The following is a 23,386-nucleotide window of genomic DNA, read 5'->3' on the forward strand; positions in this document are numbered from 1 at the left end:
TTATGGCGTGTTTACCTCTCCCGTCGGGAGAGACCGGCGCGCGCAGCGCGACGGGTGAGGGTCCGGGGCACGCATGGCGATTCATCCATGAAGCTCCTTCCGCTTGGCGTCCTGCCGCGCCCTCGGCCGGAATGACGGTGACGTGTGATGCCCTCGGTTATACTTCTTCGCATGACCGCCGAACTCGCCACGATCATCGACTTCATCCGCTACGGCGCGAGCCGCTTCGCCGGCGCGGGGCTGACTTTCGGCCACAGCTACGACAACGCGCTCGACGAGGCGACGCACCTCGTGCTGCACACATTGCACCTACCGCACGATCTGTCGCCGGCCTACGGTTCGGCCAGGCTGATCGCGGCCGAGAAGAAGGCCGTGCTCAAGTTGATCGAGCGGCGCGTCAAGGAGCACAAACCGGTGGCGTACCTCACCGGCGAGGCGTGGTTCGCCGGCCTCAAGTTCAAATCGGACGAGCGCGCGCTCGTGCCGCGTTCGCCGATTGCGGAGATGATCTCCAATGGCTTCTCGCCGTGGCTCGACAATCTCGCCGTGCATCGCGCGCTCGACCTGTGCACGGGTTCGGGTTGCATCGGCATCGCGATGGCGGCGCACAATCCGGAATGGAAAGTCGATCTCGTCGACGTCAGCGACAAGGCACTGTCGCTCGCGAAGGAGAACATCGCATTCCAGAACGTCGAGGAGCGCGTGCGCGCGGTCAAGTCCGACCTGTTCTCCAGGCTCAAGGGCGAGGTCTACGACCTGATCGTCAGCAATCCGCCCTACGTTACCAACCGGGAGTTCGCCGCGCTGCCGCTCGAATACGGCCACGAGCCGGCGCTCGGTTTGAAAGCCGGCCACGACGGCCTCGATTTCGCGCTGCGCATTCTCCTTGATGCGCCCGCGCATCTGGCTGAGGGCGGCATGTTGATCGTCGAAGTCGGCGAGAGCGAACGCGCGCTGGTCGAACTGCTGCCGCGCGTGCCGTTCAATTGGATCGAATTCGAGGTCGGCCAGATGGGCGTGTTCGCGATCGCGCGCGAGGACGTCGTCGCGCATGCGAAAGCGATCAAGGCGGCGTTGAAGAGGCGCTGACTTTCTTTTCTTCTCCCGCCGGGAGACACTTCGGCAGGATTGCCGAAGTGCACGGCGGAGCCGCCTGAATGTACGTGCCCGAAGGGCGGATGAGGGAAGAGCCTTTCAAGTTGAAATGACATTTCGAATGCGGAACGCTTTTCCCTCATCCGGCGCTTCGCGCCACCTTCTCCCGATGGGAGAAGGGAAGCAAGAGCGAGTACAGCGTGTCGAGCAACTCCTTCGGAAAACTCCTAACCGTCACGACCTTCGGCGAAAGCCACGGTCCCGCAATCGGCTGCGTCGTCGACGGCTGTCCGCCGGGGCTGGAATTGTCGGCCGACGAATTTCGCCACGACCTCGACCGGCGCGCGACGGGCAAGTCGCGCCATACCTCGCAGCGGCGCGAAGCCGACGACATCGAGATTCTTTCCGGCGTGTACGAGGGCAGGACCACGGGCACGCCGATCGCGCTGCTGATCCGCAATACCGATGCGCGTTCGAAGGATTATTCCGAAGTCGCGCAGACATTCCGCCCGGCGCATGCCGACTACACGTATTGGCAGAAGTACGGCATCCGCGATCCGCGCGGCGGCGGACGCTCGTCCGCGCGCGAGACGACGATGCGCGTCGCCGCGGGCGTGATCGCGAAGAAATGGCTTGGGCAGCGTCATGGCGTCGTCGTGCGCGGCTATCTCTCGCAGATCGGCGAGGTGACGCCGAAGGCGTTCGACTGGGGCGCGGTCGAGGAGAATCCGTTCTTCTGGCCCGACGCGGCGATGGTGTCGGAACTGGAAACCTACATGGACGCGCTGCGCAAGTCGGGCGACTCGGTCGGCGCGCGCGTCACCGTCGTCGCCGACGGAGTGCCGCCGGGCTGGGGCGAGCCGATCTACGGCAAGCTCGATCAGGACATCGCCGCGGCGCTGATGTCGATCAACGCGGTCAAGGGCGTCGAGATCGGCGACGGTTTCGCGTCCGTCGCGCAGCGCGGCAGCGAGCATCGCGACGAGATCACGCCGCGAGGTTTCCTGTCGAATCACGCCGGCGGCATTCTCGGCGGCATTTCCTCGGGCCAGCCGATCGTCGCGTCGATGGCGCTCAAGCCGACCTCGAGCATCCTGATTCCCGGACGCAGTGTGAACCTGCAGGGCGAGGCTATCGAGATGCGCACCAAAGGCCGCCACGATCCCTGCGTCGGCATCCGCGCGACGCCGATCGGCGAAGCGATGGCCGCGCTCGTGCTGATGGATCACGCGCTGCGCCATCGCGCGCAGTGCGGCGACGTCGGCGAGGTCAAGCCGCGCATTCCGGGCTCGGCCGAAGAGAAGTAGTTCGATGAGCACGCAAGCGCCACGCCCTCGCGTCTGGGTCTCGCGCCCGCTGTTCGACGACGTCCTCGATCGGTTGCGCGAACATTTCGATGTCGAAGTCGAAAACGGGGACCACGACTGGTCGCACGAGCAGATGGCACAGAAGCTGCGCGACAAGACCGGCGCGGTGCTCGGCGTGGCCGATCCGGTCGATGCGAGCGTGCTCGCGCAGACGCCGCTGTTGCGCGCGATCGCCAACCGCGGCGTCGGCTACAACAATCTCGATCTCGACGCGTTGAAGAACGCCGGCGTCGTCGCGACGAACACGCCCGGCGTGCTCGACGAGACCACGGCGGATTTCGCCTGGGCGCTGATGCTCGCGGCCGCGCGCCGCGTGACCGAGGGCGAGCGCTGGCTGCGCGCGGGAAACTGGAAGGGCATGTCGTTCCACATCATGCTCGGCGGCGACGTGTACGGCAAAACGCTCGGCATCTTCGGCATGGGACGCATCGGCCAGGCGATCGCGCGGCGCGCGAGCGGCTTCCGCATGCCGGTGATCTACCACAACCGTTCGCGCGTCGCAGCCGGGATCGAGGAGGACTGCGAGGCGCGCTACGTCGATCGCGACACGCTGCTGCGCGATGCGGACTTCGTCGTGCTGACCGTGCCGCTGAGCGCCGGGACGCGCCACATGATCGGCGCAGCCGAACTGGCGGCGATGAAGCGCGAGGCCTACCTGATCAACATCGCGCGCGGCGGCATCGTCGACGACGCGGCGCTGATCGCCGCGCTGCGCGAGAAACGCATTGCGGGCGCGGGCCTCGACGTGTTCGAACACGAGCCCGAAGTGCCGGCAGAAATGCTCGCGCTCGACAATGTCGTGCTGACCCCGCATATCGGCAGCGCCAGTCTGGCGACGCGGCGCGCGATGGCGTCGCTGGCCGTCGACAATCTGATCGCCGCGCTCGGCTGCGGCCCGAATGCGGGGCGGCCACCGAACGTCATTTAGACGTCCAGACGGCTGTTTGCGCGGGTTGCGTGTTATGCTGCCGCGCAGCAAATGAAAGATCACCCCCGAAGCCTCGAGTTGACGTAACGATGAGCAAGAAAGAGAAGTACAAGGTAGCGATGGTCGGCGCCACGGGCGCCGTCGGCGAGACGCTGTTGGGCATCCTCGCCGAGCGCAAATTTCCGATTTCCGAACTAGTGCCGCTCGCGAGCGAGCGCAGCGCCGGCGGCAAGGTGGACTTCGGCAACAAATCGATCACCGTGCAAAACCTTGCCGATTTCGATTTCAAGGGCGTGGATATCGCGTTCTTCTCGGCTGGCGGCAGCGTATCGAAGGTGCATGCGCCGCGCGCGGCGGCGGCCGGCGCGGTCGTCATCGACAACACCTCGGAGTTCCGCTACCAGGACGACATCCCGCTCGTCGTCAGCGAAGTGAATCCGCACGCGATCGCGGGTTACGCCAAGCACGGCATCATCGCCAATCCGAACTGTTCGACGATGCAGATGCTCGTCGCGCTCGCGCCGATCCATCGCAAGTACGGCATCACGCGCATCAATGTGGCCACCTACCAGTCCGTTTCGGGCGCGGGGCGTTCGGGCGCGGAAGAACTCGGCAAGCAGACCGCGGCCTTGCTCAATTTCCAGGAATATCCGCCGTCGAAGTTCACCAAGCAGATCGCGTTCAACGTGATCCCGCACATCGACGAATTCCAGGCCAACGGCTACACCAAGGAAGAGATGAAGATGGTCTGGGAGACGCAGAAGATCCTCGAGGACAAGTCCATCCTCGTGAACCCGACGGCCGTGCGCGTGCCGGTGTTCTACGGCCATTCCGAAGCCGTGCACATCGAGACGCGCGACAAGGTGACGGCCGAAGCGGCGCGCGCGCTGCTCGAGACCGCGCCCGGCGTGAAGGTGATCGACGAGCGCAAGGCCGGCGGCTACCCGACCCCGGTCGGCGACGCGGCGGGCAAGGACGAGATCTTTGTCGGCCGCATCCGCGAGGACGTTTCGCACCCGCACGGCCTCGACCTGTGGATCGTTTCGGACAATATCCGCAAAGGCGCAGCGCTCAATGCGGTCCAGGTCGGCGAGTTGCTGATTGCCTCGTATCTTTGAACGGGTAGGCATTCCGGGGCGTGCCCGTGCCCGCGGAGCCCTTGCGGAAAGCGCAATGGCGTTTCATAGTTATGGCTCTTAGATGATGTGCATTCTAAGATTTGCACTGCCGGGGGTCGCCCCGGAACGTCGTCGTTGCGCCTGATTCAAGTTCGATACTTGGGGGAAATGCCATGAAAGGACCGATCAAATCCGCGTTGTCCATTGCCTTGGGCATGGCGGCAAGTCAGGCGTTCGCGCTCGGTTTGGGGCCGATCCAGATCAAGTCGGGGCTCAACCAGCCGTTGCTCGCCGAGATTCCCGTGGTCACCGACACGGCCACCGAGGCCGACGACCTGCACGTCGACCTGGCCTCGGCCGAGGATTTCCAGCGCGTGGGCCTTTCCCGGGCGCGCGTCACCGTACCGATCGAGTTCACCGTCGCCAACAGCGGCCACGGCAAGGTGATCCGGCTGACGACGAAGGAAGCCGTGCGCGAGCCGTTTCTCGATTTCCTGATCGAGGCGATCTGGAGCAAAGGAAAGCTGCTGCGCGAATACACTGTGCTGCTCGATCCGCCGGTGACCGCGCCGGCCGTGCTCGCCACGGCCCCCGGGGCCGCGGAAAAGCCGAAGCCGGTCGAGGCCGCGCCGCGTGCGCCGGTCAACCAGCCGCGTGCCGTCGAGGCTCCCAGGCCGGCGACGCCGGCGGCACCGGCCGCCGCATCGCCGCGCGCCGCGGCAAAGGCGGAACAGAGCGGCGAGTACACCGTCCAGCGTGGCGACACGCTCTCGCAAATCGCCAACGAACGCGTCGACGACGAGCGCGATTTCAATCGCATGCTGCTGGCCCTGTACAAAGCCAATCCCGGGGCGTTCGCGGGCAACATCAATGTGCTGAAGACCGGCGCGGTGCTGCGCATTCCGTCTGCCGCCGAGGTACAGGCGACCGGCACGTTGCGCGAAGCGGCGATGGCGGTGCGCGCGCAGAACGAGGCATGGAGGGGAGGGGCGGCGACCGTGGTCGCGAATACCGGCGCGGCGCCTGCGGCGGACAAATCGGCTGCGCCTGCCAATGCCGAGGCGGCCTCCAGGTCCGAGCGTCTCGCCCTGGTGCCCCCATCCGGGGCCGACAGCGACGGGGGCGCGAGCCGCGGCGGTGCGGGCGGCGGCAAATCGACTGCGCTGCATGCGGACCTTGCGCGCACCAAGGAGGCTTTGTCGAACCGCGAGCAGGAGACGAACGAACTCAAATCGCGCGTCAGCCAGCTCGAGGACATCAACGAAAAGAGCCAGCGCCTGATCTCGTTGAAGGATTCGCAGATCGCCGAACTGCAGAACAAGCTCAAGCAGCTCGAAGCGGGAAAGGCGGGAACCAAACCGGCCGATACCGCAACGGTCGAGCCGGCCGTTCCGCCTGTCGCGTCCGCACCGGCTTCGGCCGCCGCTGTGCCTGCGCCCGCGCCTGCCGCCGCAATGCCGACGCCGCCACCCGCCGTTTCGCAGCCGCCTTCCACGCAACCGGCCGAGACCGCCGCCGCATCGACGCCGGCACCGACGCCCGTGCCCGCGCCGGCTGTGGTACCGAAGCCGGCACCGGCGTCGGTGTCGCCTGCGGCACCGAAACCCTGGTATGTCGGCTTGTACGAGGACAACCCCTACGCGTTGTATGGCGTGGGCGGCATTCTCGTGCTGCTCGCGGGCTGGCTGCTGGCGCGCGCTTCGGGCAAGAAGAAAAAGGTCAATCCGCGGCCCATGCTGCCAGCGGCCAGCGCCGCTGCCGTGGCGGTCGAGGGCGAAGACGCGCTTGGTGAGGAGGAGGCCGGGCACCATTCCGCCGAGGCCGCCGGCGACGCTCCGTCCGAGCCGTTCGAAACGATGCCGCTCGTCGGCGACGACGAGATGGAAGAACTGCACCGCCATTTCGACGATGGCGACGCCGACCGTTTCCTGGCGCTCGCGCATGCCCTGCGCGAAAAGTTGCCGGAGGATTCGACGGAGTGGCACGAGGTGAGCGAACTGGGCCGGCAATTGTTGCCGGATAACCCGTTGTTCGCCGATTCCGCGCAGGCCGCGCATGACGGGCACGACCCGGACGAATTCTTCCTCGAGACCGACTCCGGGGTGGAATACGCCGAGCCGATCGACGAGGCCAGCATCCACGATGCGCAACTCAGATCGATGCTCGACGAGGAGGGGCCGCTCGCGTTCGAGCAGCCGCATCACGAGCCCGCGCCCGAATCGAACGAGCCGAGCCACTTGGAATTCGAGCGCGAATTCAGCCGCCAGGTCGATGCCGTCCCGGATGGTCTGGCCGGAGACGACGAGATCGTCGAGGGGCGGCACACGTTCCTCGACGAGGACACGATAAGCACGCGTCTGGACCTCGCCCGCGCCTATCTCGACATGGGCGATCCCGACGGCGCGCGCTCGATGCTCGACGAGGTACTGGCCGAAGGCAACCCGGCGCAGAAGGAAGAGGCGCGCAAGCTGCTTTCCGAGATCGGCTGATGCCCGGGTGAGAGACGAGAGGCGGGGCGGGCCAAGGCCGAACTCGTCCCGCTTCCCGCACTCTCATCCTTCGCATGCGCATCGCTCTCGGCATCGAATACGACGGCACCGATTTCCACGGCTGGCAGCGGCTCGGCCACGGGCCCAGCGTGCAGGCTGCGGTCGAAGCGGCATTGTCGAAGGTCGCCGACGAGCCGGTCGAAGTCACCTGCGCGGGGCGTACCGATGCCGGCGTGCACGCGCGCTGCCAGGTCGTGCATTTCGACACCGCCGCCGAGCGCAGCGCGCGCGGCTGGATGCTCGGCGCGAATTCGAACCTGCCGCGCGGCGTCGCCGTGGTCTGGGCGCGGCCGGTCGCGGACGATTTCCACGCGCGCTTTTCCGCGCTCGCGCGGCGCTACCGCTACACCATCCTCAACCGCACCGCGCGTGCCGCGCTGGATGCGCGCCAAGTCGCATGGGAGCGCTTGCCGCTCGACGCCGGCACGATGCACGCGGCCGCGCAGGCGCTGCTCGGCGAGAACGATTTCAGCGCTTTCCGGACCGTCGCCTGCCAGGCGCGCACGCCGATGCGCAACGTGCACGAGATTGCGGTGTGGCGCGAAGGCGAGCGCGTGATCGTCGAGATCCAGGCCAACGCGTTCCTGCACCACATGGTGCGCAACATCGTCGGCAGCCTGCTGCCGGTCGGACGCGGCGAGGAAAAACCCGAATGGATCGCGCGACTGCTCGGCGGCCGCGATCGCGGCAAGGCCGGTCCCACGGCCGTCGCGCAGGGACTTGTCTTCCTGCATCCGCTGTATCCTCGCGAGCATGGATTGCCCGACCCGGTGAGTCTCGCATCATGAACGCCAGCAGCAGGTCCCCTTCCTCGCCGCCTCTCGTCGCCCGCCTCTCGCGAACGCGGATCAAATTCTGCGGTATGACCCGCGTCGAGGACGTGCAGGCTGCGACCGCGCTCGGTGTCGATGCGATCGGCGTCGTGCTGACCGAAAGAAGCAAGCGTTTTGCCGGTATCGAGCGCGCAGTCGAGATCCGCATGACGCTGCCCCCGTTCGTCGATCTGGTCGCGCTGTTCATGGACGACCAGCCCGGATTCATCGCCGAGGCGGTCGCCGCGGTGCAGCCGGACCTGTTGCAGTTCCATGGCCTGGAGACGGCGGAGGAGTGCGTGCGCTATCGCGTGCCGTACCTGAAGGCGGTCGCGATGGGCGGCGGCGTCGATCCGGCCGAGGTCGCGCGCACACACCCCGCCGCAGCGGGGTTTCTGCTCGACGGCCACGCCGCGGGCGAGCAGGGCGGCAGCGGCAGGACCTTCGACTGGTCGGCCGCCGTGAACACGTTCGCCAAGCCGGTCGTGCTCGCCGGCGGCCTGACCGCGCACAACGTCGGCGCGGCGATCCGTGCGCTGCGGCCGCATGCGGTCGACGTTTCCGGCGGCATAGAATCGACGCCGGGCGTCAAGGACGCGACCAAACTGCGCGCCTTCGTCGAGGCCGTGCGCGCGGCGGACGCGGCTTGAGTGGCGGCGGACAAGCGCAGGCGCGCAAGATTGTGTACGCTATGTGCGCTGCCATGAGAATTTCTCCCCGCAATCTGCCGTCGCCTCCGTTCGGTCGCTCTCTGCGCCGCTGGCGTCGCGTGCCCGCATCCGCGGTGCGATAGCGGCGCGCATCGGCATCTGGCCGCAACCGACGGCCGTCGCTTCGGCCCAGGCCGAGACCGCATACGCAAGCGTGCCCGATTCAGCGCGCTTGCCGGCAAACCGATTGGAGAATTCGATGTTGGCAAAACCCCTCGACGAAGCCGCGTCCGCCGCGGCGATCGACTACGCGCGGTACCCCGATGCGCACGGCCGCTTCGGCGACTACGGCGGCCTCTACGTCGCCGAGACGCTGATGGAGCCGCTCGCGGAATTGCGCGACGCTTACTTGCGCTTGCGCAAAGACCCCGACTTCATCGCCGAGCTCGACCGCGACCTCACCCATTACGTCGGCCGACCGAGCCCGATCTACCACGCCGAGCGCCTGTCGCAGAAAGTCGGCGGCGCGCAGATCCTGTTCAAGCGCGAGGACCTCAACCACACCGGCGCGCACAAGATCAACAACACGGTGGGGCAGGCCTTGGTGGCCAAACGCATGGGCAAGCGCCGCATCATCGCCGAGACCGGCGCGGGCCAGCACGGCGTCGCCAGCGCCACGGTCGCGACGCGGCTCGGCCTGGAATGCGTGGTCTACATGGGCGCGGTCGACATCGAGCGGCAGAAGATCAACGTCTACCGCATGAAGCTGCTCGGCGCCGAAGTGATCCCGGTCACTTCGGGGTCGAAGACCTTGAAGGATGCGCTCAACGAGGCGATGCGCGACTGGGTGACCAACGTCGCCGACACGTTCTACATCATCGGCACCGTTGCGGGCCCGCATCCGTATCCGATGATGGTGCGCGATTTCAACGCGATCGTCGGCCGCGAGGCGCGCGCGCAGATGCTCGAACAGTACGGTCGGCTGCCCGACGTGATCACCGCCTGCGTCGGCGGCGGCTCGAACGCGATCGGCCTGTTCCACGCGTTCCTCAACGACCGCGAGGTGAAGATCGTCGGCGCCGAGGCCGCGGGCGACGGCATCGCCACGGGACGCCACGCCGCCTCGCTGGCCGCCGGCCGGCCCGGCGTGCTGCACGGCAACCGCACCTATGTGATCTGCGACGACGACGGCCAGATCACCGAGACGCATTCGATTTCGGCGGGTCTCGATTACCCCGGCGTCGGCCCCGAGCATGCCTGGCTGAAGGACATCGGCCGCGCGGACTACGTCGGCATCACCGACGAGGAAGCGCTCGCCGCATTCCACGAACTCGCGCGCAGCGAAGGCATTCTCGCCGCGCTCGAATCCAGCCACGCCGTCGCGCAGGGCATCAAGCTCGCGCGCGAACTGCCGAAGGACAAGCTTGTGCTCGTGAACCTGTCCGGCCGCGGCGACAAGGACGTGCATACGATCGCTGCGCGCGAGGGCATCGCGTTGTGAGTGCCGCGCAACGTTCGGGCCGGCTGCCGCGCCTGTTCGAGCGCGTGCGGCTGGTCACGATCCAGCCGCCGGGCTATGCGCACAGCGGCGCCTTCGCCGAACTCGTCGACGGCTTCAGGGCGGCGTTCGCCGCGCTCGGCGCGCAGGTCGATGCGGCGGTGAACCAGCCGCTTGCGGGCGAAGGCGTCAACTTCGTCTTCGGCGCGCATTTGATCGCGCCGGAATACCCTTTGCCGCAGGGCTCGATCATCGTCAATCTCGAACAGATGCGCCGCGGCATGCACGTGCAGCCGCACTATGTCGAGTTGCTCAAGCGCCATGCCGTGCTCGACTACTCGGCGCGCAACGTCGCGCGCATCATCGAACTGACCGGCAACCGCCACGTCCACCCGTGCCGGATCGGCTACATGCCGGAGCTGACGCGTATCGAGGCGGCGCCGGTGCAGGACATCGACGTGCTGTTCTACGGCGTGCTCAACGAGCGCCGCAAGAACATTCTCGACGGTTTGGCTGCGGCGGGGATCAAGGTGGCCGTGCTGCCCCCGGGCGTCTACGGAGCACAGCGCGACGCCGCGATCGCCCGAGCGAAGATCGTGCTCAACGTACATTTCTACGAGGACAAGGTGCACGAGATAGTGCGCAGTTCGTACCTGCTCGCCAACCGCAAGATCGTGGTCAGCGAATGCGAGACCGACACGGAAATCGACGACGATATCCGCGAAGCCGTGATCGCCGTGCCGTATGCCGGGATCGTCGAGACTTGCGTCGCGCTGCTGCGCGACGAGGCGCGGCGTGCGGCGATCGAGCGGAAAGGCTACGAGATTTTCGCGCGGCGCGACCAGGCCGCGTTGCTTGCCGAAGTGCTGCCGAAGTTTTCGCTGCCGTTTCCCCGGCATCTCAATCTCGGCAGCGGCAAGGCCTACGACGCCGCAAAGCTCAACATCGACATCGATCCGAAGTGGAAACCCGACGTGCTCGGCAACCTCGTCGTGCCGGGCGGATTGAAGCAGGTTTTCTTCAGCAGGCGCTTCGGCCTCGTACGCCTGGAGCCCGGACGGTTCGACGATATCAGTACGATCGATGTGCTCGAACACGTACCCGACCTCGTCGCGCTGATGACGCGCTGCCTGGAATTGCTGGATGTCGGCGGCACGATGCGTATCGTCGTGCCCTACGATCTTTCGTGGGGCGCGTGGCAGGATCCGACGCATGTCCGCGCCTTCAACGAACGCAGTTGGCTGTACTACACCGATTGGCACTGGTATCTGGGCTGGAACGAGGCGCGTTTCGACGTGAAGGAGATGGGCATGAAGCTGTCCGCGGTCGGCGAGGCGTTGCGCCAGCGCGGCACGGCAGGCGACGAACTGTTTCGCGTGCCGCGCGCGGTGGACGAGATGCAGGTCGTGCTCGTCAAGCGGCTTTTGAGCGAAGCCGAACGGCAGCAAGCGCTGGCCTACCAGGCCGGCCGGCGCGATGCCGACTGATTTTTCAACGATATTCCGGGAATTGCAGAATGAACCGCATCGATGCGCGTTTCGCGCAACTCAAGGCAGCCGGCCGCACCGGCCTGATTCCTTTCATCACCGCGGGTGATCCGTCGCCCGAACAGGTCGTGCCGCTGATGCACGCGCTCGTCGCCGCCGGCGCCGATCTGATCGAACTCGGCGTGCCGTTTTCCGATCCGATGGCCGATGGGCCGGTGATCCAGCATTCGAGCGAGCGTGCGCTCGCCAAAGGCGTGGGCCTGGCGCAAATCCTCGGCTGGGTCGATGAATTCCGCCGCAACGATGCGGACACGCCGATCGTGCTGATGGGTTATCTCAACCCGATCGAAATCCACGGTTACGCGAAGTTCGCGGGCGAAGCGGTTGCCGCAGGCGTCGACGGCGTGCTGTTGGTCGATTGCCCGCTTGAGGAGTCGGCGACGATCAAGCCGCTGGCCGATGCCGGCCTGCATCGCATCTTCCTCGCCGCGCCGACCACGCACGATGTGCGTCTCGCCGCGCTGACCAGGGCAGCGAGTGGATTTCTATACTATGTGTCGTTCGCCGGCGTCACCGGGGCGAACCGGCTCGATCTCGCGCCGGTGCGTACGCGCGTTGCGGCGATCAAGGTTTTGGTGCCGGCGTTGCCGGTGGCGGTCGGTTTCGGCGTACGCGACGCGGCCTCGGCCGTCGCGATCGCCGAATTCGCCGACGCGGTCGTGATCGGCAGCGCCTTGGTCGAACATCTGGCGAACTCTTCGCCCGCCGCCGCGGTCACAGCTGCGGCGCGGGATTTTCTCGCGCCGATCCGCAAGGCGCTTGACGCGCGTCCGGCCAAGCATGCCGCGTGATCCGGACAACAAGGATGTGCCGCGGCCGGACGAGCCGGTAGAATCGCGCGTCTCCGATTCGGTTTCGTCCGGGTCGGCGCCGGCGGAACCGGTACTGCCGGAGCGCATCGTCACCGCAATGCCCGACGCCGAACTATTCGACAGCGAGAACGACAACGACATGAGCTGGCTACAGAAACTGATGCCTTCGCGCATCCGCACCGAAGGCAAGGGCGGCCCTTCCGGCAAGGGCAAGGTGCCCGAAGGCCTGTGGGAGAAATGCGAAGGCTGCGGCGCCGTGCTCTACGGCCCCGAACTCGAGCGCAGCCTGCAGGTCTGCCCGAAGTGCGGTCACCATCACCCGATCGCGGCACGCAAGCGCCTCGCCGCGCTGTTCGACGAGAACACGGGCGAGGAGTTGTTCGCCTCGCTCGAACCGATCGACGCGCTCAAGTTCAAGGACTCGAAGACCTACAAGGCGCGCATCGCCGCCGCGCAGAAGAACACCGGCGAGAAGGACGCCCTGATCGCGATGCAGGGCAGGCTCAAGGCGCAGCCGCTGATCGCGGCCGCGTTCGAGTTCTCCTACATGGGCGGCTCGATGGGTTCGGTCGTCGGCGAGAAGTTTACGCGCGCCGCCGAGCGCGCGCTCGAGCAGCGCGCGCCGTTCGTCTGCTTCTCCGCGACCGGCGGCGCGCGCATGCAGGAAGGCCTGTTCTCGTTGATGCAGATGGCCAAGACCTCGGCCGCGATCGCGCGCCTGCGCGGCGCCGGCGTGCCGTACATCTCGGTGCTGACCGACCCGACCACGGGCGGCGTCTCGGCCAGCCTTGGCATGCTCGGCGACATCAACATCGGCGAACCGAAGGCGCTGATCGGCTTCGCCGGCCCCAGGGTGATCGAGCAGACCGTGCGCGAGACGCTGCCGGAAGGTTTCCAGCGTTCGGAGTTCCTCGTCGAGCACGGCGCGGTCGATCTGATCGTCGACCGGCGCGAGATGCGCGACCGGCTCGCCACGCTGACTGCGTTGCTCATGCGCCAGTCGCGCGCGGCGTGATTCGCGCGGGAGAGGTTGGGGCATCATTTGCTCTGTTGACGATATGCCAGATTTTTTCAGCCGCCGCCCGTTCATCGATCTGCGATGTTTCGACGACGGCAAATTCCCGTGTCAACGTCTCGAAGCTGATTTGCTGTTCGCGCATCACCGCGAGTTCAGCATCCTGCTGAGCCTTCATGCGATCGCGTTGCAGAATGCGGTGCCTGAGAACGTCTTCGGTGCAGCGCAACTGCAAGTGATGCATGGGCAAATGGAACTCATCGAAGTAATGTCGATTCTGTTTGAAGGACTGCGCCATCTCGACCGTCAAGGAAATCACGAAACGAGTCGATCCTCGGCCGATGTGATAGCGCAGCAATATCGATAATGCTTGAAAGACCGTTTCGACATCGACTGCCGACTTCCACGAAAAAGGGATGCGAGAAGCGAACCAGTCGCAATCCAGAAACACCATCGGCGCTGCCAGTTCGATGAGCGCCCAGCTTGTGTCCGTCTTGCCGACTCCGGTAGGTCCGGTGAGCAAGACGATCATGAGTACTATGCCAATGGATTCGGCTTATGCAGCGCGCAGCGCACCGTACTTGCGCAATCGCTTGTAGCGCCGGTCGAGCAGCGCGGAGGTGTCGATCTTTTCGAGTTCGTCGAGCTGGTTGAGCAGCACGGCCTTCAGGCGAACCGCCATGTTGCGCGGATCGCGGTGCGCGCCGCCGAGCGGTTCGCGCAGCACCTTGTCGATCAGGCCGAGTTCGAGCAGGCGCGGGGCGGTGAGGCCGAGCGCCTCGGCCGCATCGCGGGCCTTGTCCGCGCTCTTCCACAGGATCGAGGCGCAGCCTTCGGGCGAGATCACCGAGTAGGTGGAATATTGGAGCATGTTGGTCACGTCGCCGACGCCGATCGCGAGCGCGCCGCCGGAGCCGCCTTCGCCGATCACGGTGCACAGGATCGGCACTTTCAGTTCCGACATTTCGAGCAGGTTGCGCGCGATCGCCTCGCTCTGGCCGCGCTCCTCGGCGCCGACGCCCGGATACGCGCCGGGCGTGTCGATGAAGGTGAGGATCGGCAGCTTGAAGCGCTCGGCGAGCTGCATTAGGCGCAGCGCCTTGCGGTAACCCTCCGGCCGCGGCATGCCGAAATTGCGCCGGATCTTGGTCCTGGTGTCGCGGCCCTTCTGATGGCCGATCACGACGACGCTGCGCCCGTCGATGCGGGCTAGGCCGCCGACGATCGCCGCGTCGTCGGCGAACGCGCGGTCGCCGGCCAGTTCGACGAATTCCTCGCAGATCGTCTGCACGTAATCGAGCGTGTACGGCCGCGCCGGATGGCGCGCAAGCTGGGCGATCTGCCATGGCGTCAGGTTGCGGAAGATGTCCGCGGTCTTGCGCTTGAGCTTGTCTTCGAGCTTGCCGACTTCCTCGTCGATGTTGAACGCCTGACCGTGGCTGGTGGCGCGCAATTCGGCGATTTTCGCGTCCAGTTCGGCGATGGGCTGTTCGAAATCGAGGAAGTTGGGATTCATGAATTGCACAGCAGGGCGCCGGGCGCACAAGGAACGGATTATAACGAATACGGTGCGGCGGGGCTAAACGAGCTTCGCATGGGGCGCTGCGCCTGCGTGGGCGACCCATGACTTTTGGGATTGTGACGGATGCCTGCGCCAACGCAGAATGCGCGTCCAGACCCGCTCGTTCGAAGGATATGCCATGCGTTCGCTCCGTTCCGTGCTCGTCCTGTCTGCGTTGCTTGCCTTCAGCGCCGGCGCTTTCGCCGACGACGAGCCGGCCAAGGACGCCAAGCCCGACGCGAAGAAGGAGCAGCCCGCCGCGGCCAAGCCGAACAAGCTCGTGCCGAAGCAATCCGAGAGCGAAGGCAGCGTCACGATCGGCGGCAAGACGATCGACTACAAGGCCGTCGCCGGCACGCTGATCCTCGACGACAAGAAAGGCGAGGGCACGGCGAGCATATTCTACGCGGCCTATTTCAAGAAAGGCGTGGAAGCGTCGAAGCGCCCGGTCATGTTCATCTACAACGGCGGCCCCGGCTCATCGACCGTGTGGCTGCACATGGGCGCGTTCGGACCCCGGCGCGTCGTCACCGCGGACGACGAACGCACGCCGGCCGCGCCGTATGGGCTCGTCAACAACGAATACAGCCTGCTCGACGTCGCCGACCTCGTCTTCATCGACGCGCCGGGCGCGGGCTTCTCCACCTTCGCCGACAAGGAGAAGGGGCCGAAGGAGTATTTCGGCGTCGATCCCGATGCGCAGGCGTTCGCCCAGTTCATCGGCAAGTTCCTGTCGAAGTACGGGCGCTGGAATTCGCCGAAATACCTGTGCGGCGAAAGTTACGGCACCACGCGCTCCGCGCTGCTTGCGAACGTCCTGCAGAACGAGAAGGCGATCGACGTCAACGGCGTGATCCTGATCTCGCAGGTGCTCAACATGGCGATGCTGATCGATTTCCCGCAGATCAATCCGGGCGTCGACCTGTCCTACCAACTCGTGCTGCCGAGCTACGCGGCGACGGCGTGGTACCACAAGAAGTCGCCGAATCCGCCCGCCGATCTGCAGACGCTGCTGCGCGAGGTCGAAGGCTTCGCGATGGGCGAGTACGCGCAGGCCCTCGCCGCGGGCACCGCGCTCGATCCCGCGCGCAAGCATGCGGTCGCGGAAAAACTGCATGCGTATACCGGGTTGCCGGTCGACTACATCGAGCGCGCCGACCTGCGCGTCAACGGCGGCGAGTTTCAGCATACCCTGCAGATCGATCGCGGCCTGACCACGGGCCGCCTCGACTCGCGCTTCTCCGGCCCGGCGCTCGACCAGCTTGCCCAATCGGCGGGATACGATCCCCAGTCCGCGGCGATCTCGTCGGCGTACTACGGCGCGTTCAACGACTACGTGCGCAAGCAGCTCAAGTTCGGCCAGGACCAGACCTACGAATTGTTCGCCGAAGGCAGCCAAGCCTGGAAGTTCGAGCACAAGCAGCCCGGCGGCGATTTCGCCGTGCCGGGCTTCCCGAACGTGATGCCCGACCTCGCCGCGGCGATGAAGCAGAACCCGCGCCTGCACGTGATGCTCAATTCCGGTTACTACGATCTCGCCACGCCCTATTACACAGCCGACTACGAGATGCGCCACCTGCCGATTCCCACAAACCTTGCCGGCAACATCGAGACGCACTATTACGAGTCCGGACACATGGTCTATGCGCACCTGCCGGCGCTGGAGAAACTGCACGCGAACGTCGCCGCATTCGTGCAGAAGACCGACAACCTGGGCAAATAGAGGTTCGACCTTCGCGTGTTCCAAGCGAATGTTGTTCGATTGTTTCAGGGACATTTTTGCTCGTCATTCCCGCATGCTCCTGGCGGGAATCCAGCGACTTTGCTCCGACATCGAACAAGAAAAAGCACGGAATTGACTCGCCGCATCCGCGGCTTGCGCTTCGCGCCATTCGCTGCGCGAATGTTCGCTTCGGCATCCTGCCTTCGCAGTCTGCCGAGAGCATGAGGGAATGACGAGCGGAGCAAAGGCGGTGTGATTTCGTACTTGTAGAACGTTGCTCAGAACCATCTCTTCCATTTGAAGATGATCATCGGCACGATCACGCTGACCGCCATCGCGGCCAGCGCCATCGCGTAGCCGTGCGGCCAGTCGTACTCGCCGATCGATTTGAAGTTCATCCCCCAGATGCCGGCCAGCGTCATCGGTCCGATCGTGACGACTGAGACGATGGTCAGCACTTTCATGATCTCGTTCTGGTTGTTGTTGATGAAGCCGAGCACGGCATCGAGCAGGAACTGCAGGCGGTCGGACAACTGCTGCTCGAATTCGTTGAGCGAGCCTATGTCGGTCTGGATCGTCTTGAACCGTTCCAGCTTCTTCTTGCCGATCCATTCCGGAGAAATCTCGCAAAGGTAGGCGATCACGCGCGACACGCCGAGCATGGCCGAGCGCAGTTGCACGATCTGGCGCTGCGCCGCGCCGACCTTGAACAGCGCGCCGCGCAACAGCCCGCGCTGCCCACCCTCGTCGGAGAACACCGCGCGCGACAGCTTCGACAGTTCGGCGGCCGTTTCCTCCATGCGGTCGGCGGACACGTTGACGATGCTTTCGATCAGGCCGATGAACATGTCGACGCTGTTGCCCGCCGTCTCGGCTTTGTCGGTCAACTCGCTTGCGTGCGCGAAGGCGAGCGATTCGGCATAGCGCACCGAGACGAGCAGCTTGGGCGTCAGCACGAAGCCGAGCGGCGTCATCGCACCGTGCCCCGCTTCCGCGCGCACGAAGGCGGGGATGTTGAGGCGCAGGATTTCGTCGTCCGAACGCAAACGGCTGGACAGTTCGATCGCGCTGATCTGGTCGCGCTGCGGCAGCTTCGCGCCGAGCACGCTTTCCGCGTGGGCGCGTTCGGCGTCGTCGGGATCGAGCAGGTCGAGCCACACGGGCGTGTCGGCCGGCTCGGCCACACCCGGTTTCCAGACGGTGCATGCGGCGGGACCCGCGAAATGAATCGTCAGCATGGTTTTTCCTCTACCATTGCGGTGCGGGGCCAAGCATAACCGGCATCCGTCAAGGACTTCCAAACTACAGCCGGACTCCAATGACCACGACCCTCCTGATCATCGCCGTCACCTGTGTCGTTTCCTTTCTCGGTTTCAACAATGCGCAACTGATCGACAAACTGATTTTCTGGGCGCCCGCGGTCAAGCGTGGCCAGTACTACCGTTTTCTCAGCCACGCGCTGATCCATGCGGATGGCGCGCATCTGTTGTTCAACATGATGACGCTGTATTTCTTCGGAAGGGTGATGGAGGGCTTGTACGACGGCTTGCTCGGTCCGTTCGGTTTCGCGCTTTTCTATGCCGGGGCGGTCGTCGTCGCGATCATCCCGAGCTATCTCGCCAATCGCGACAATCCGGCGTACCGCAGCCTCGGCGCGTCGGGCGGTGTGTCGGCCGTGCTGTTCGCCTTCATCCTGGTCAATCCGTGGGCGACGATCCTGGTCTGGTTCGTGCCGTGTCCGGCCATCCTCTACGCCGTGGCCTACGTGGCATACTCGATCTACATGGATCGCCAGAGACGCGACAACATCAATCACAGCGCGCATCTGTGGGGGGCGGCCTACGGCATCGTGTTCACCGTGCTGGCGGCGCCGCGCGTCGTGCCGTATTTCCTCGAACGGCTCGGCCATCCGCAATTCAATTTTTGAGCATTCGCATTCGTCGAAAGGAGCCCGCCATGAGTCAGAAGAACATCGCCGTCCTCGTCGGCAGCCTGCGCAAGGAGTCGTTCAGCCGCAAGATCGCCCATCACCTGATTGCGCTGGCGCCGGCGTCGCTCAAGCTCGAGATCGTCGAGATAGGCGATCTGCCGCTGTACAACCAGGATCTCGACACCGAAGCCGGCGTGGCAGGCTTTTCGTGACCGCATGCGCCTCGCCGAGGGGGTGCTGTTCGTCACGCCGGAATACAATCGTTCCGTGCCGGGCGCCTTGAAGAATGCCCTCGACGTCGGCTCGCGCTCTTACGGCAAGAGCGTATGGAGCGGCAAACCCGGCGGGCTCGATGGGCCAAATCGGCGGCTTCGGCGCGAACCATCACCTGCGCTAGTCGATGGTTTTCCTCGACGTACTGCTTTTGCAGCAACCCGAGATGTATTTGAGCGGGTTCGACAAGATGTTCCAGGCCGACGGCGCGCTCGTTCCGGCGACCGCGGAATTTCTCGGCAAATTCATGGCGGCGTTTGCCGCGTGGGTGCACAAGATTGCCGGCGGCTGAGTGAAGTTTTGTGAGCGCTGCCGCTAAGGCTTGATTTAACCCGGTGCGAGTATATTTTCCCTGCATTCCCCAGGCAGAGATTCGCCATGAACAAGGTCATCAAATCCAGCGCTCTCGTTCTGCTCGCTGCGGCCGGCCTCGGTCTCGGCGGCTGCGTCTACTATCCGGTGCGCACCGGCGTCGCCTATGACGGCGCCAACGGCAACGCCATCGTCGACGACAGCGACAGTTACGGCAGCGGCTACTATGCCGCGCCGGCCTACTACGGCTACTACGATCCGTACTGGTACGGCTCGGGCTGGTACGGCTGGGGCTACCCGTCGATCAGCCTCGGGTTCTACGGCGGCTACTGGGGCGGTCACGGCTATCGCGGCCCGTGGCGCGGACAGGGCGGCGGCTGGGGCGGTCGTGGCGGCCAGCCGCACGTGAGCGCACCATCAAGTCACGGCATGAGTCACGGCACCCGTCACTGAGCCGTTTTCGAAGATTGAAGACATGAAAAACCCCCGGCCTTCTTGCGAAGGCCGGGGGTTCGTCTTTTTGGGTTGTCGAGAGATCAGCGATGATCCCATTGAGCGTATTGGCGGGCCGAAATGCGGTTGCCGTTCTGCGCGACGAAATCGAAATCGTTCGCAAGGGGCGGGAATGCGTCGGCTTCCTCGCGGCTGATCGTGCCGTCGTGGTCGTGGTCCAATTGGGCGAAGCTCGGCTTCGGGCCGTAATGGTCGGCCGCGGGCATGCCGGTGCGCACGATGACTTCGCGATCTTGCGCATTGGTGTAGGTGCGTGACGAATCCTGCGCATGGGCGATCGAGGCGAACGCGAACAGAGCAGACGCCAGAATGATGCTGCGGGAAACGATTCTCATGGGCTGTCTGCGAATGAAATGGGTGCAAATTTCAACTGGAATCGGCGAGCCGAGTTCTGCCGCGCCTGACTGCGGAATAACCGCCCGATGAAGCCGCTGAGCCTGCAGCAGGCGCGCAACTTGCATTTGGCCGCGCAGGGGCTGCTTTCGCCGCCGCGCGCGCGGGCGCGGCGCAAGTCCGTGCTCGCCGCAATCGAACGCATGCGCCTGCTGCAGATCGACACGATCCACGTCGTCGCGCGCAGTCCGTACCTCGTGCTGTTTTCGCGGCTTGGCGACTACGATCCGCACTGGCTCGACGACCTGCTCGCGCGCGCGGAAATCTTCGAATGCTGGGCGCACGAAGCCTGTTTCGCGCCGATCGCGGACTTCGGTCTGCACCGGCATCCGTCGCCGATCCGCGCCGGGCATTGGGCGCACAGGAACGCCGCGCGCATGCAGCGCGAACACCGTGCGGATGTCGAGGCCCTGATCGAGCATATCCGCCTCAACGGCGCGGTGAAATCGTCCGATTTCGAGCGCCAGGCGAAGGGCGCAGGCGGCTGGTGGAACCGCTCGAACGAGAAGCGCTGGCTCGAGGCCGGATTCGTCCTCGGGGGGTTGATGATCGCACGGCGCGAGAATTTCCAGCGCATCTACGACCTTTCCGAGCGCGTGCTCGCGAAGGCGAAGCTTGCCGACGCCGATGCGCGAATGAGCGAAGCGGACATCCGTCGCGAATTCCTTCTCGGTGCGGTGCGCGCGCTCGGCATCGCCCAGGCGCGCTGGATCGACGACTATTTCCGCACCTACGGGAAATTCAAGGACGCCGCGCTCGATGCGCACGTCGAATCGGGCGATCTGATCCGCGTCGCCGTGCGCGGCTGGGACAATCCCGCCTACGTGCACCGCGACCATGCCGAGCTGCTCGCGCGCGCCGCACGCGGCGCCTTGCGCGCGACGCATACCACGCTGCTGTCGCCGTTCGATCCCGTCGTCTGGCATCGCGAACGCGCGAGCGCGATGTTCGGCTTCGACTACACGATCGAGTGCTACCTGCCGGAGCATAAACGGCGCTACGGATATTTCGTCCTGCCGATTCTGCACCGCGGCCGGCTCGTGGGCCGGTTCGACGCGAAGGCGCATCGCGCGGCCGGCGAGTTCGAGGTCAAGGCGATCTTCCTCGAACCCGGCGTCGAACCGGACGAGGCGCTGACGGCCGATGTCGCCGCAGCGATCCAGCGTGCCGCCGACTGGCACGGCACGCCCAAGGTGATCGTGCGTCGCAGCGAGCCGAAGAAGTTTGCGGCGATGTTGCGCGGTGCTTTGAAGAAAGGAAGAAAAAGATAAACGGAAAAGGCCCGCTTTCGCGGGCCTATGGGTGAAGGGCTGCCTGACGGATCGCGCAACAAATTGAACTTCAAAAGTGTTTGTGGTTTGTGATTTCTGGCGTACCGCCAAAGTTACCGCCAGTGCGCTGCACCGCTCCGCTTTCTGCCAGAATGCGCGAGGGGTATTGACGATCAAGAACCCGCCGGCGGTGTTCGCCAAGCAAGCCAACATCGCGCACGGCCATCAGCAAGTGAACAACGGCACACCTGGACCCGTCGCGCGCAAGAAGACCGAAAATGCACAAGTCGAACTTTTGGAGAACGAGCATGAAAACGGGTTGGACTTCGGAGCGGCGTGCGCGACAGTCGCAAGCTATTCGACGGTGGAAGCCGTGGCAGGCATCAACCGGGCCGCGCACGAAGGAGGGCAAGGCTGTGGCTAGTCGGAATGGCTGGAAGGGTGGAACGCGGCCGCTGCTGCGCGAACTGGCTCGAGGGTTGCGAAGGCAGCGTGAAGTGGTCAATGCGGTGAGGTTGGATATCTGACGACTTTCGGGAATTGGGTCGAGTGGCTGCAGTTACGCCCGGCGCTTGACCGGCACCACGTCAGCGCCCGCACGAAGCCCGTCGAGATAGTCGGCCCAGGCCTGCATCATCTTGCGGCGCGCGGGCAGGTGAGCAGTGCGATTGTAGGCGCGCCCATTGGCGTCTTTGACGGCGTGCGCGAGCTGGTGCTCGATGTGGTCGATCGGGTAGTTCAGTACTTCGTCCAAGATCGTGCGCGCGGCGGCACGGAAGCCGTGAGCCGTGAAGGTATTCTTGTCGAATCCGAGGCGGCGCAGGCCGGCATTCAATGCCATGTCGGAGAGCGGCTTCTTCGAGCTTCGAGCGCCGGGGAACACGTAGCGGCCGCGGCCGGTCAGTGGGTGCAGCTCGCGCAGGATCGCCACGGCTTGCGGCGCGAGCGGGACGACGTGCGGCAGGCGCAGCTTCATGCGCTCGGCAGGGATGTTCCACACCGCTTCATCCAGATCGAATTCGGCCCACTCGGCGGCGCACAGTTCGCCGGGGCGAGTGAACACCAGCGGCAACAGCCGCAGGGCGCACCTCACGGGAAGCGTTCCGGTAAAGCCGTCGATCGCGCGCAATAGCTCGGCGTACTTCTTCGGATCCGTGATGCTGGCGTAGTGCTCGGGCTTCCACGGCGTGAGTGAGCCGCGCAGGCTCGGCGTGGGGTCAAGTGGCGCGCGTCCGGTAGCTACGGCGTAGCGCATGACCTGGCCGCAGTTCTGGCTGGCGCGGCGTGCGGTTTCGATGGCGCCGCGCGCTTCGATCCTTTTCAGGACGCCCAAGAAGTCTAGTGCGATGATCTTGGCGATGGGCTTGCCGCCCAGCCACGGGAACACGTCATTCTCGAGTCGGGCGAGTACCTTGTCGGCGTGGCTCCTGACCCACTTGGTCGAGAACTTGGCAAACCACTCGCGCGCGACGGCCTCGAAGGTATCCGCGTTCGCAAGTGCTTCGGCTTTCCGCTTGTCGCCGGGGTCGATTCCATCGGCGAGTAGGGCGCGGGCTTGATCGCGCTTTTCTCGAGCCCGCTTCAGGCTCACGTCGGGGAACGTGCCCAAGCTCAACGTGTTGCGTTTGCCGATGCCTGGGCGGCGGTAGTCCAGCCGCCACCAGCGTGCGCCGTCGGGACGCACCAGCAAGTACATGCCTCGTTCGTCGGCGAGCTTGTACGGCTTCGCACGGGACTTGGCGTTCTGGACTGCGGAGGGCGTCAACATGACGGTAACTCACTTGCGGCGGTAGCAGTTACCGTCCAAGTTACCGCCAAAATTGCGGTAACTCAAGTGATGCTGGCAGTAGTTGAATGATATACGAGCAACAAAAAACCGCGTCGTAGCGCGGTTTCTTGGATGTTGCGTGATATCCAGTGATATCAAATTGGTGGAGTGGAGGAGGATCGAACTCCCGACCTTCGCATTGCGAACGCGACGCTCTCCCAGCTGAGCTACCACCCCGGAATCGGGTCGGT

Annotated in this window: 21 protein-coding genes, 1 tRNA gene and 1 pseudogene; 17 read left to right on the forward strand and 6 right to left on the reverse strand. The window is 65.1% G+C overall.

What is annotated here, in order from left to right; translation table 11 throughout:
- Window positions 1-171: 171 nt before the first annotated feature.
- From prmB to accD, 11 genes are all read left to right on the forward strand, one after another.
- Window positions 172-1,089, forward strand: coding sequence for a 50S ribosomal protein L3 N(5)-glutamine methyltransferase (gene prmB, locus QM741_RS11920; protein WP_415207904.1), 918 nt, complete (start codon window positions 172-174; stop codon window positions 1,087-1,089).
- Between the two features lie 206 nt (window positions 1,090-1,295).
- Window positions 1,296-2,402 carry a chorismate synthase gene (gene aroC, locus QM741_RS11925; protein ID WP_415207905.1) on the forward strand — a complete coding sequence of 369 codons (1,107 nt, stop codon included), beginning with the start codon at window positions 1,296-1,298 and terminating at the stop codon, window positions 2,400-2,402.
- A gap of 4 nt (window positions 2,403-2,406) precedes the next feature.
- A complete protein-coding gene (locus tag QM741_RS11930; RefSeq protein WP_415207906.1) occupies window positions 2,407-3,390 on the forward strand; it encodes a 2-hydroxyacid dehydrogenase in 984 nt (327 codons plus the stop codon).
- An 89-nt stretch (window positions 3,391-3,479) separates the two neighbouring features.
- On the forward strand, window positions 3,480-4,508 hold the full coding sequence (locus tag QM741_RS11935; protein ID WP_415207907.1) for an aspartate-semialdehyde dehydrogenase: 1,029 nt from the start codon (window positions 3,480-3,482) through the stop codon (window positions 4,506-4,508).
- A gap of 173 nt (window positions 4,509-4,681) precedes the next feature.
- Window positions 4,682-6,997, forward strand: a complete 2,316-nt coding sequence (locus QM741_RS11940) for a FimV/HubP family polar landmark protein (protein ID WP_415207908.1) — start codon at window positions 4,682-4,684, stop codon at window positions 6,995-6,997.
- 74 nt (window positions 6,998-7,071) lie between these two features.
- Window positions 7,072-7,845, forward strand: coding sequence for a tRNA pseudouridine(38-40) synthase TruA (truA, locus tag QM741_RS11945; RefSeq protein ID WP_415207909.1), 774 nt, complete (start codon window positions 7,072-7,074; stop codon window positions 7,843-7,845).
- Window positions 7,842-8,519, forward strand: coding sequence for a phosphoribosylanthranilate isomerase (locus QM741_RS11950; protein ID WP_415207910.1), 678 nt, complete (start codon window positions 7,842-7,844; stop codon window positions 8,517-8,519). The genes truA and QM741_RS11950 overlap by 4 nt, the downstream gene beginning before the upstream one ends.
- 259 nt (window positions 8,520-8,778) lie before the next feature.
- Complete coding sequence (trpB, locus tag QM741_RS11955) at window positions 8,779-10,020, forward strand: tryptophan synthase subunit beta (protein ID WP_415207911.1); 1,242 nt, start codon at window positions 8,779-8,781, stop codon at window positions 10,018-10,020.
- A complete protein-coding gene (locus QM741_RS11960; RefSeq protein WP_415207912.1) occupies window positions 10,017-11,504 on the forward strand; it encodes a hypothetical protein in 1,488 nt (495 codons plus the stop codon). Before trpB ends, QM741_RS11960 begins: the two co-directional genes overlap by 4 nt.
- Before the next feature lie 29 nt (window positions 11,505-11,533).
- On the forward strand, window positions 11,534-12,355 hold the full coding sequence (trpA, locus tag QM741_RS11965; protein ID WP_415207913.1) for a tryptophan synthase subunit alpha: 822 nt from the start codon (window positions 11,534-11,536) through the stop codon (window positions 12,353-12,355).
- A gap of 160 nt (window positions 12,356-12,515) precedes the next feature.
- Window positions 12,516-13,391, forward strand: coding sequence for an acetyl-CoA carboxylase, carboxyltransferase subunit beta (gene accD / locus QM741_RS11970; protein WP_415209118.1), 876 nt, complete (start codon window positions 12,516-12,518; stop codon window positions 13,389-13,391).
- On the opposite strand, the gene QM741_RS11975 is transcribed toward accD, so the two are convergent.
- Window positions 13,366-13,923 carry an AAA family ATPase gene (locus QM741_RS11975; protein ID WP_415207914.1) on the reverse strand — a complete coding sequence of 186 codons (558 nt, stop codon included), beginning with the start codon at window positions 13,921-13,923 and terminating at the stop codon, window positions 13,366-13,368. The genes accD and QM741_RS11975 overlap by 26 nt on opposite strands.
- 24 nt (window positions 13,924-13,947) lie before the next feature.
- On the reverse strand, window positions 13,948-14,907 hold the full coding sequence (locus tag QM741_RS11980) for an acetyl-CoA carboxylase carboxyltransferase subunit alpha (RefSeq protein WP_415207915.1): 960 nt from the start codon (window positions 14,905-14,907) through the stop codon (window positions 13,948-13,950).
- A 184-nt stretch (window positions 14,908-15,091) separates the two neighbouring features.
- On the opposite strand from QM741_RS11980, the gene QM741_RS11985 reads away from it, so the two are divergent.
- Complete coding sequence (locus tag QM741_RS11985; protein ID WP_415207916.1) at window positions 15,092-16,675, forward strand: S10 family peptidase; 1,584 nt, start codon at window positions 15,092-15,094, stop codon at window positions 16,673-16,675.
- Between the two features lie 278 nt (window positions 16,676-16,953).
- Here the strand turns inward: QM741_RS11985 and QM741_RS11990 are convergent, their stop codons facing one another.
- Entirely contained in the window at window positions 16,954-17,913 is a 960-nt protein-coding gene (locus QM741_RS11990; RefSeq protein ID WP_415207917.1) for a CorA family divalent cation transporter, read from the reverse strand.
- Between the two features lie 80 nt (window positions 17,914-17,993).
- Between QM741_RS11990 and QM741_RS11995 the strand changes: the two genes are divergently transcribed.
- From QM741_RS11995 to QM741_RS12005, 3 genes and pseudogenes are all read left to right on the forward strand, one after another.
- Window positions 17,994-18,602, forward strand: coding sequence for a rhomboid family intramembrane serine protease (locus QM741_RS11995; protein WP_415207918.1), 609 nt, complete (start codon window positions 17,994-17,996; stop codon window positions 18,600-18,602).
- Between the two features lie 29 nt (window positions 18,603-18,631).
- Window positions 18,632-19,170: pseudogene (locus tag QM741_RS12000) on the forward strand (NADPH-dependent FMN reductase).
- Between the two features lie 86 nt (window positions 19,171-19,256).
- Window positions 19,257-19,643: a hypothetical protein gene (locus tag QM741_RS12005; RefSeq protein WP_415207919.1), complete on the forward strand. Its 387-nt coding sequence runs from the start codon at window positions 19,257-19,259 to the stop codon at window positions 19,641-19,643.
- An 83-nt stretch (window positions 19,644-19,726) separates the two neighbouring features.
- Here QM741_RS12005 and QM741_RS12010 read toward each other — a convergent pair whose 3' ends face one another.
- On the reverse strand, window positions 19,727-20,038 hold the full coding sequence (locus QM741_RS12010; RefSeq protein ID WP_415207920.1) for a hypothetical protein: 312 nt from the start codon (window positions 20,036-20,038) through the stop codon (window positions 19,727-19,729).
- Between the two features lie 87 nt (window positions 20,039-20,125).
- Here QM741_RS12010 and QM741_RS12015 point away from each other — a divergent pair, with 87 nt between their 5' ends.
- Both QM741_RS12015 and QM741_RS12020 read left to right on the forward strand, forming a co-directional pair.
- A complete protein-coding gene (locus QM741_RS12015; protein ID WP_415207921.1) occupies window positions 20,126-21,367 on the forward strand; it encodes a winged helix-turn-helix domain-containing protein in 1,242 nt (413 codons plus the stop codon).
- A 166-nt stretch (window positions 21,368-21,533) separates the two neighbouring features.
- Window positions 21,534-21,791, forward strand: coding sequence for a hypothetical protein (locus tag QM741_RS12020; protein ID WP_415207922.1), 258 nt, complete (start codon window positions 21,534-21,536; stop codon window positions 21,789-21,791).
- 135 nt (window positions 21,792-21,926) lie between these two features.
- Here QM741_RS12020 and QM741_RS12025 read toward each other — a convergent pair whose 3' ends face one another.
- Together QM741_RS12025 and QM741_RS12030 are read right to left on the reverse strand one after the other, a co-directional pair.
- Window positions 21,927-23,135 (reverse strand): tyrosine-type recombinase/integrase, encoded by a 1,209-nt coding sequence (locus QM741_RS12025; RefSeq protein ID WP_415207923.1) that lies wholly within the window; start codon window positions 23,133-23,135, stop codon window positions 21,927-21,929.
- Between the two features lie 161 nt (window positions 23,136-23,296).
- Window positions 23,297-23,372: transfer RNA gene (locus tag QM741_RS12030), tRNA-Ala, on the reverse strand.
- Window positions 23,373-23,386: the final 14 nt, after the last annotated feature.

The sequence above is a fragment of the Rudaea sp. genome, from assembly GCF_047601565.1.
GTDB lineage: Bacteria > Pseudomonadota > Gammaproteobacteria > Xanthomonadales > Rhodanobacteraceae > Rudaea.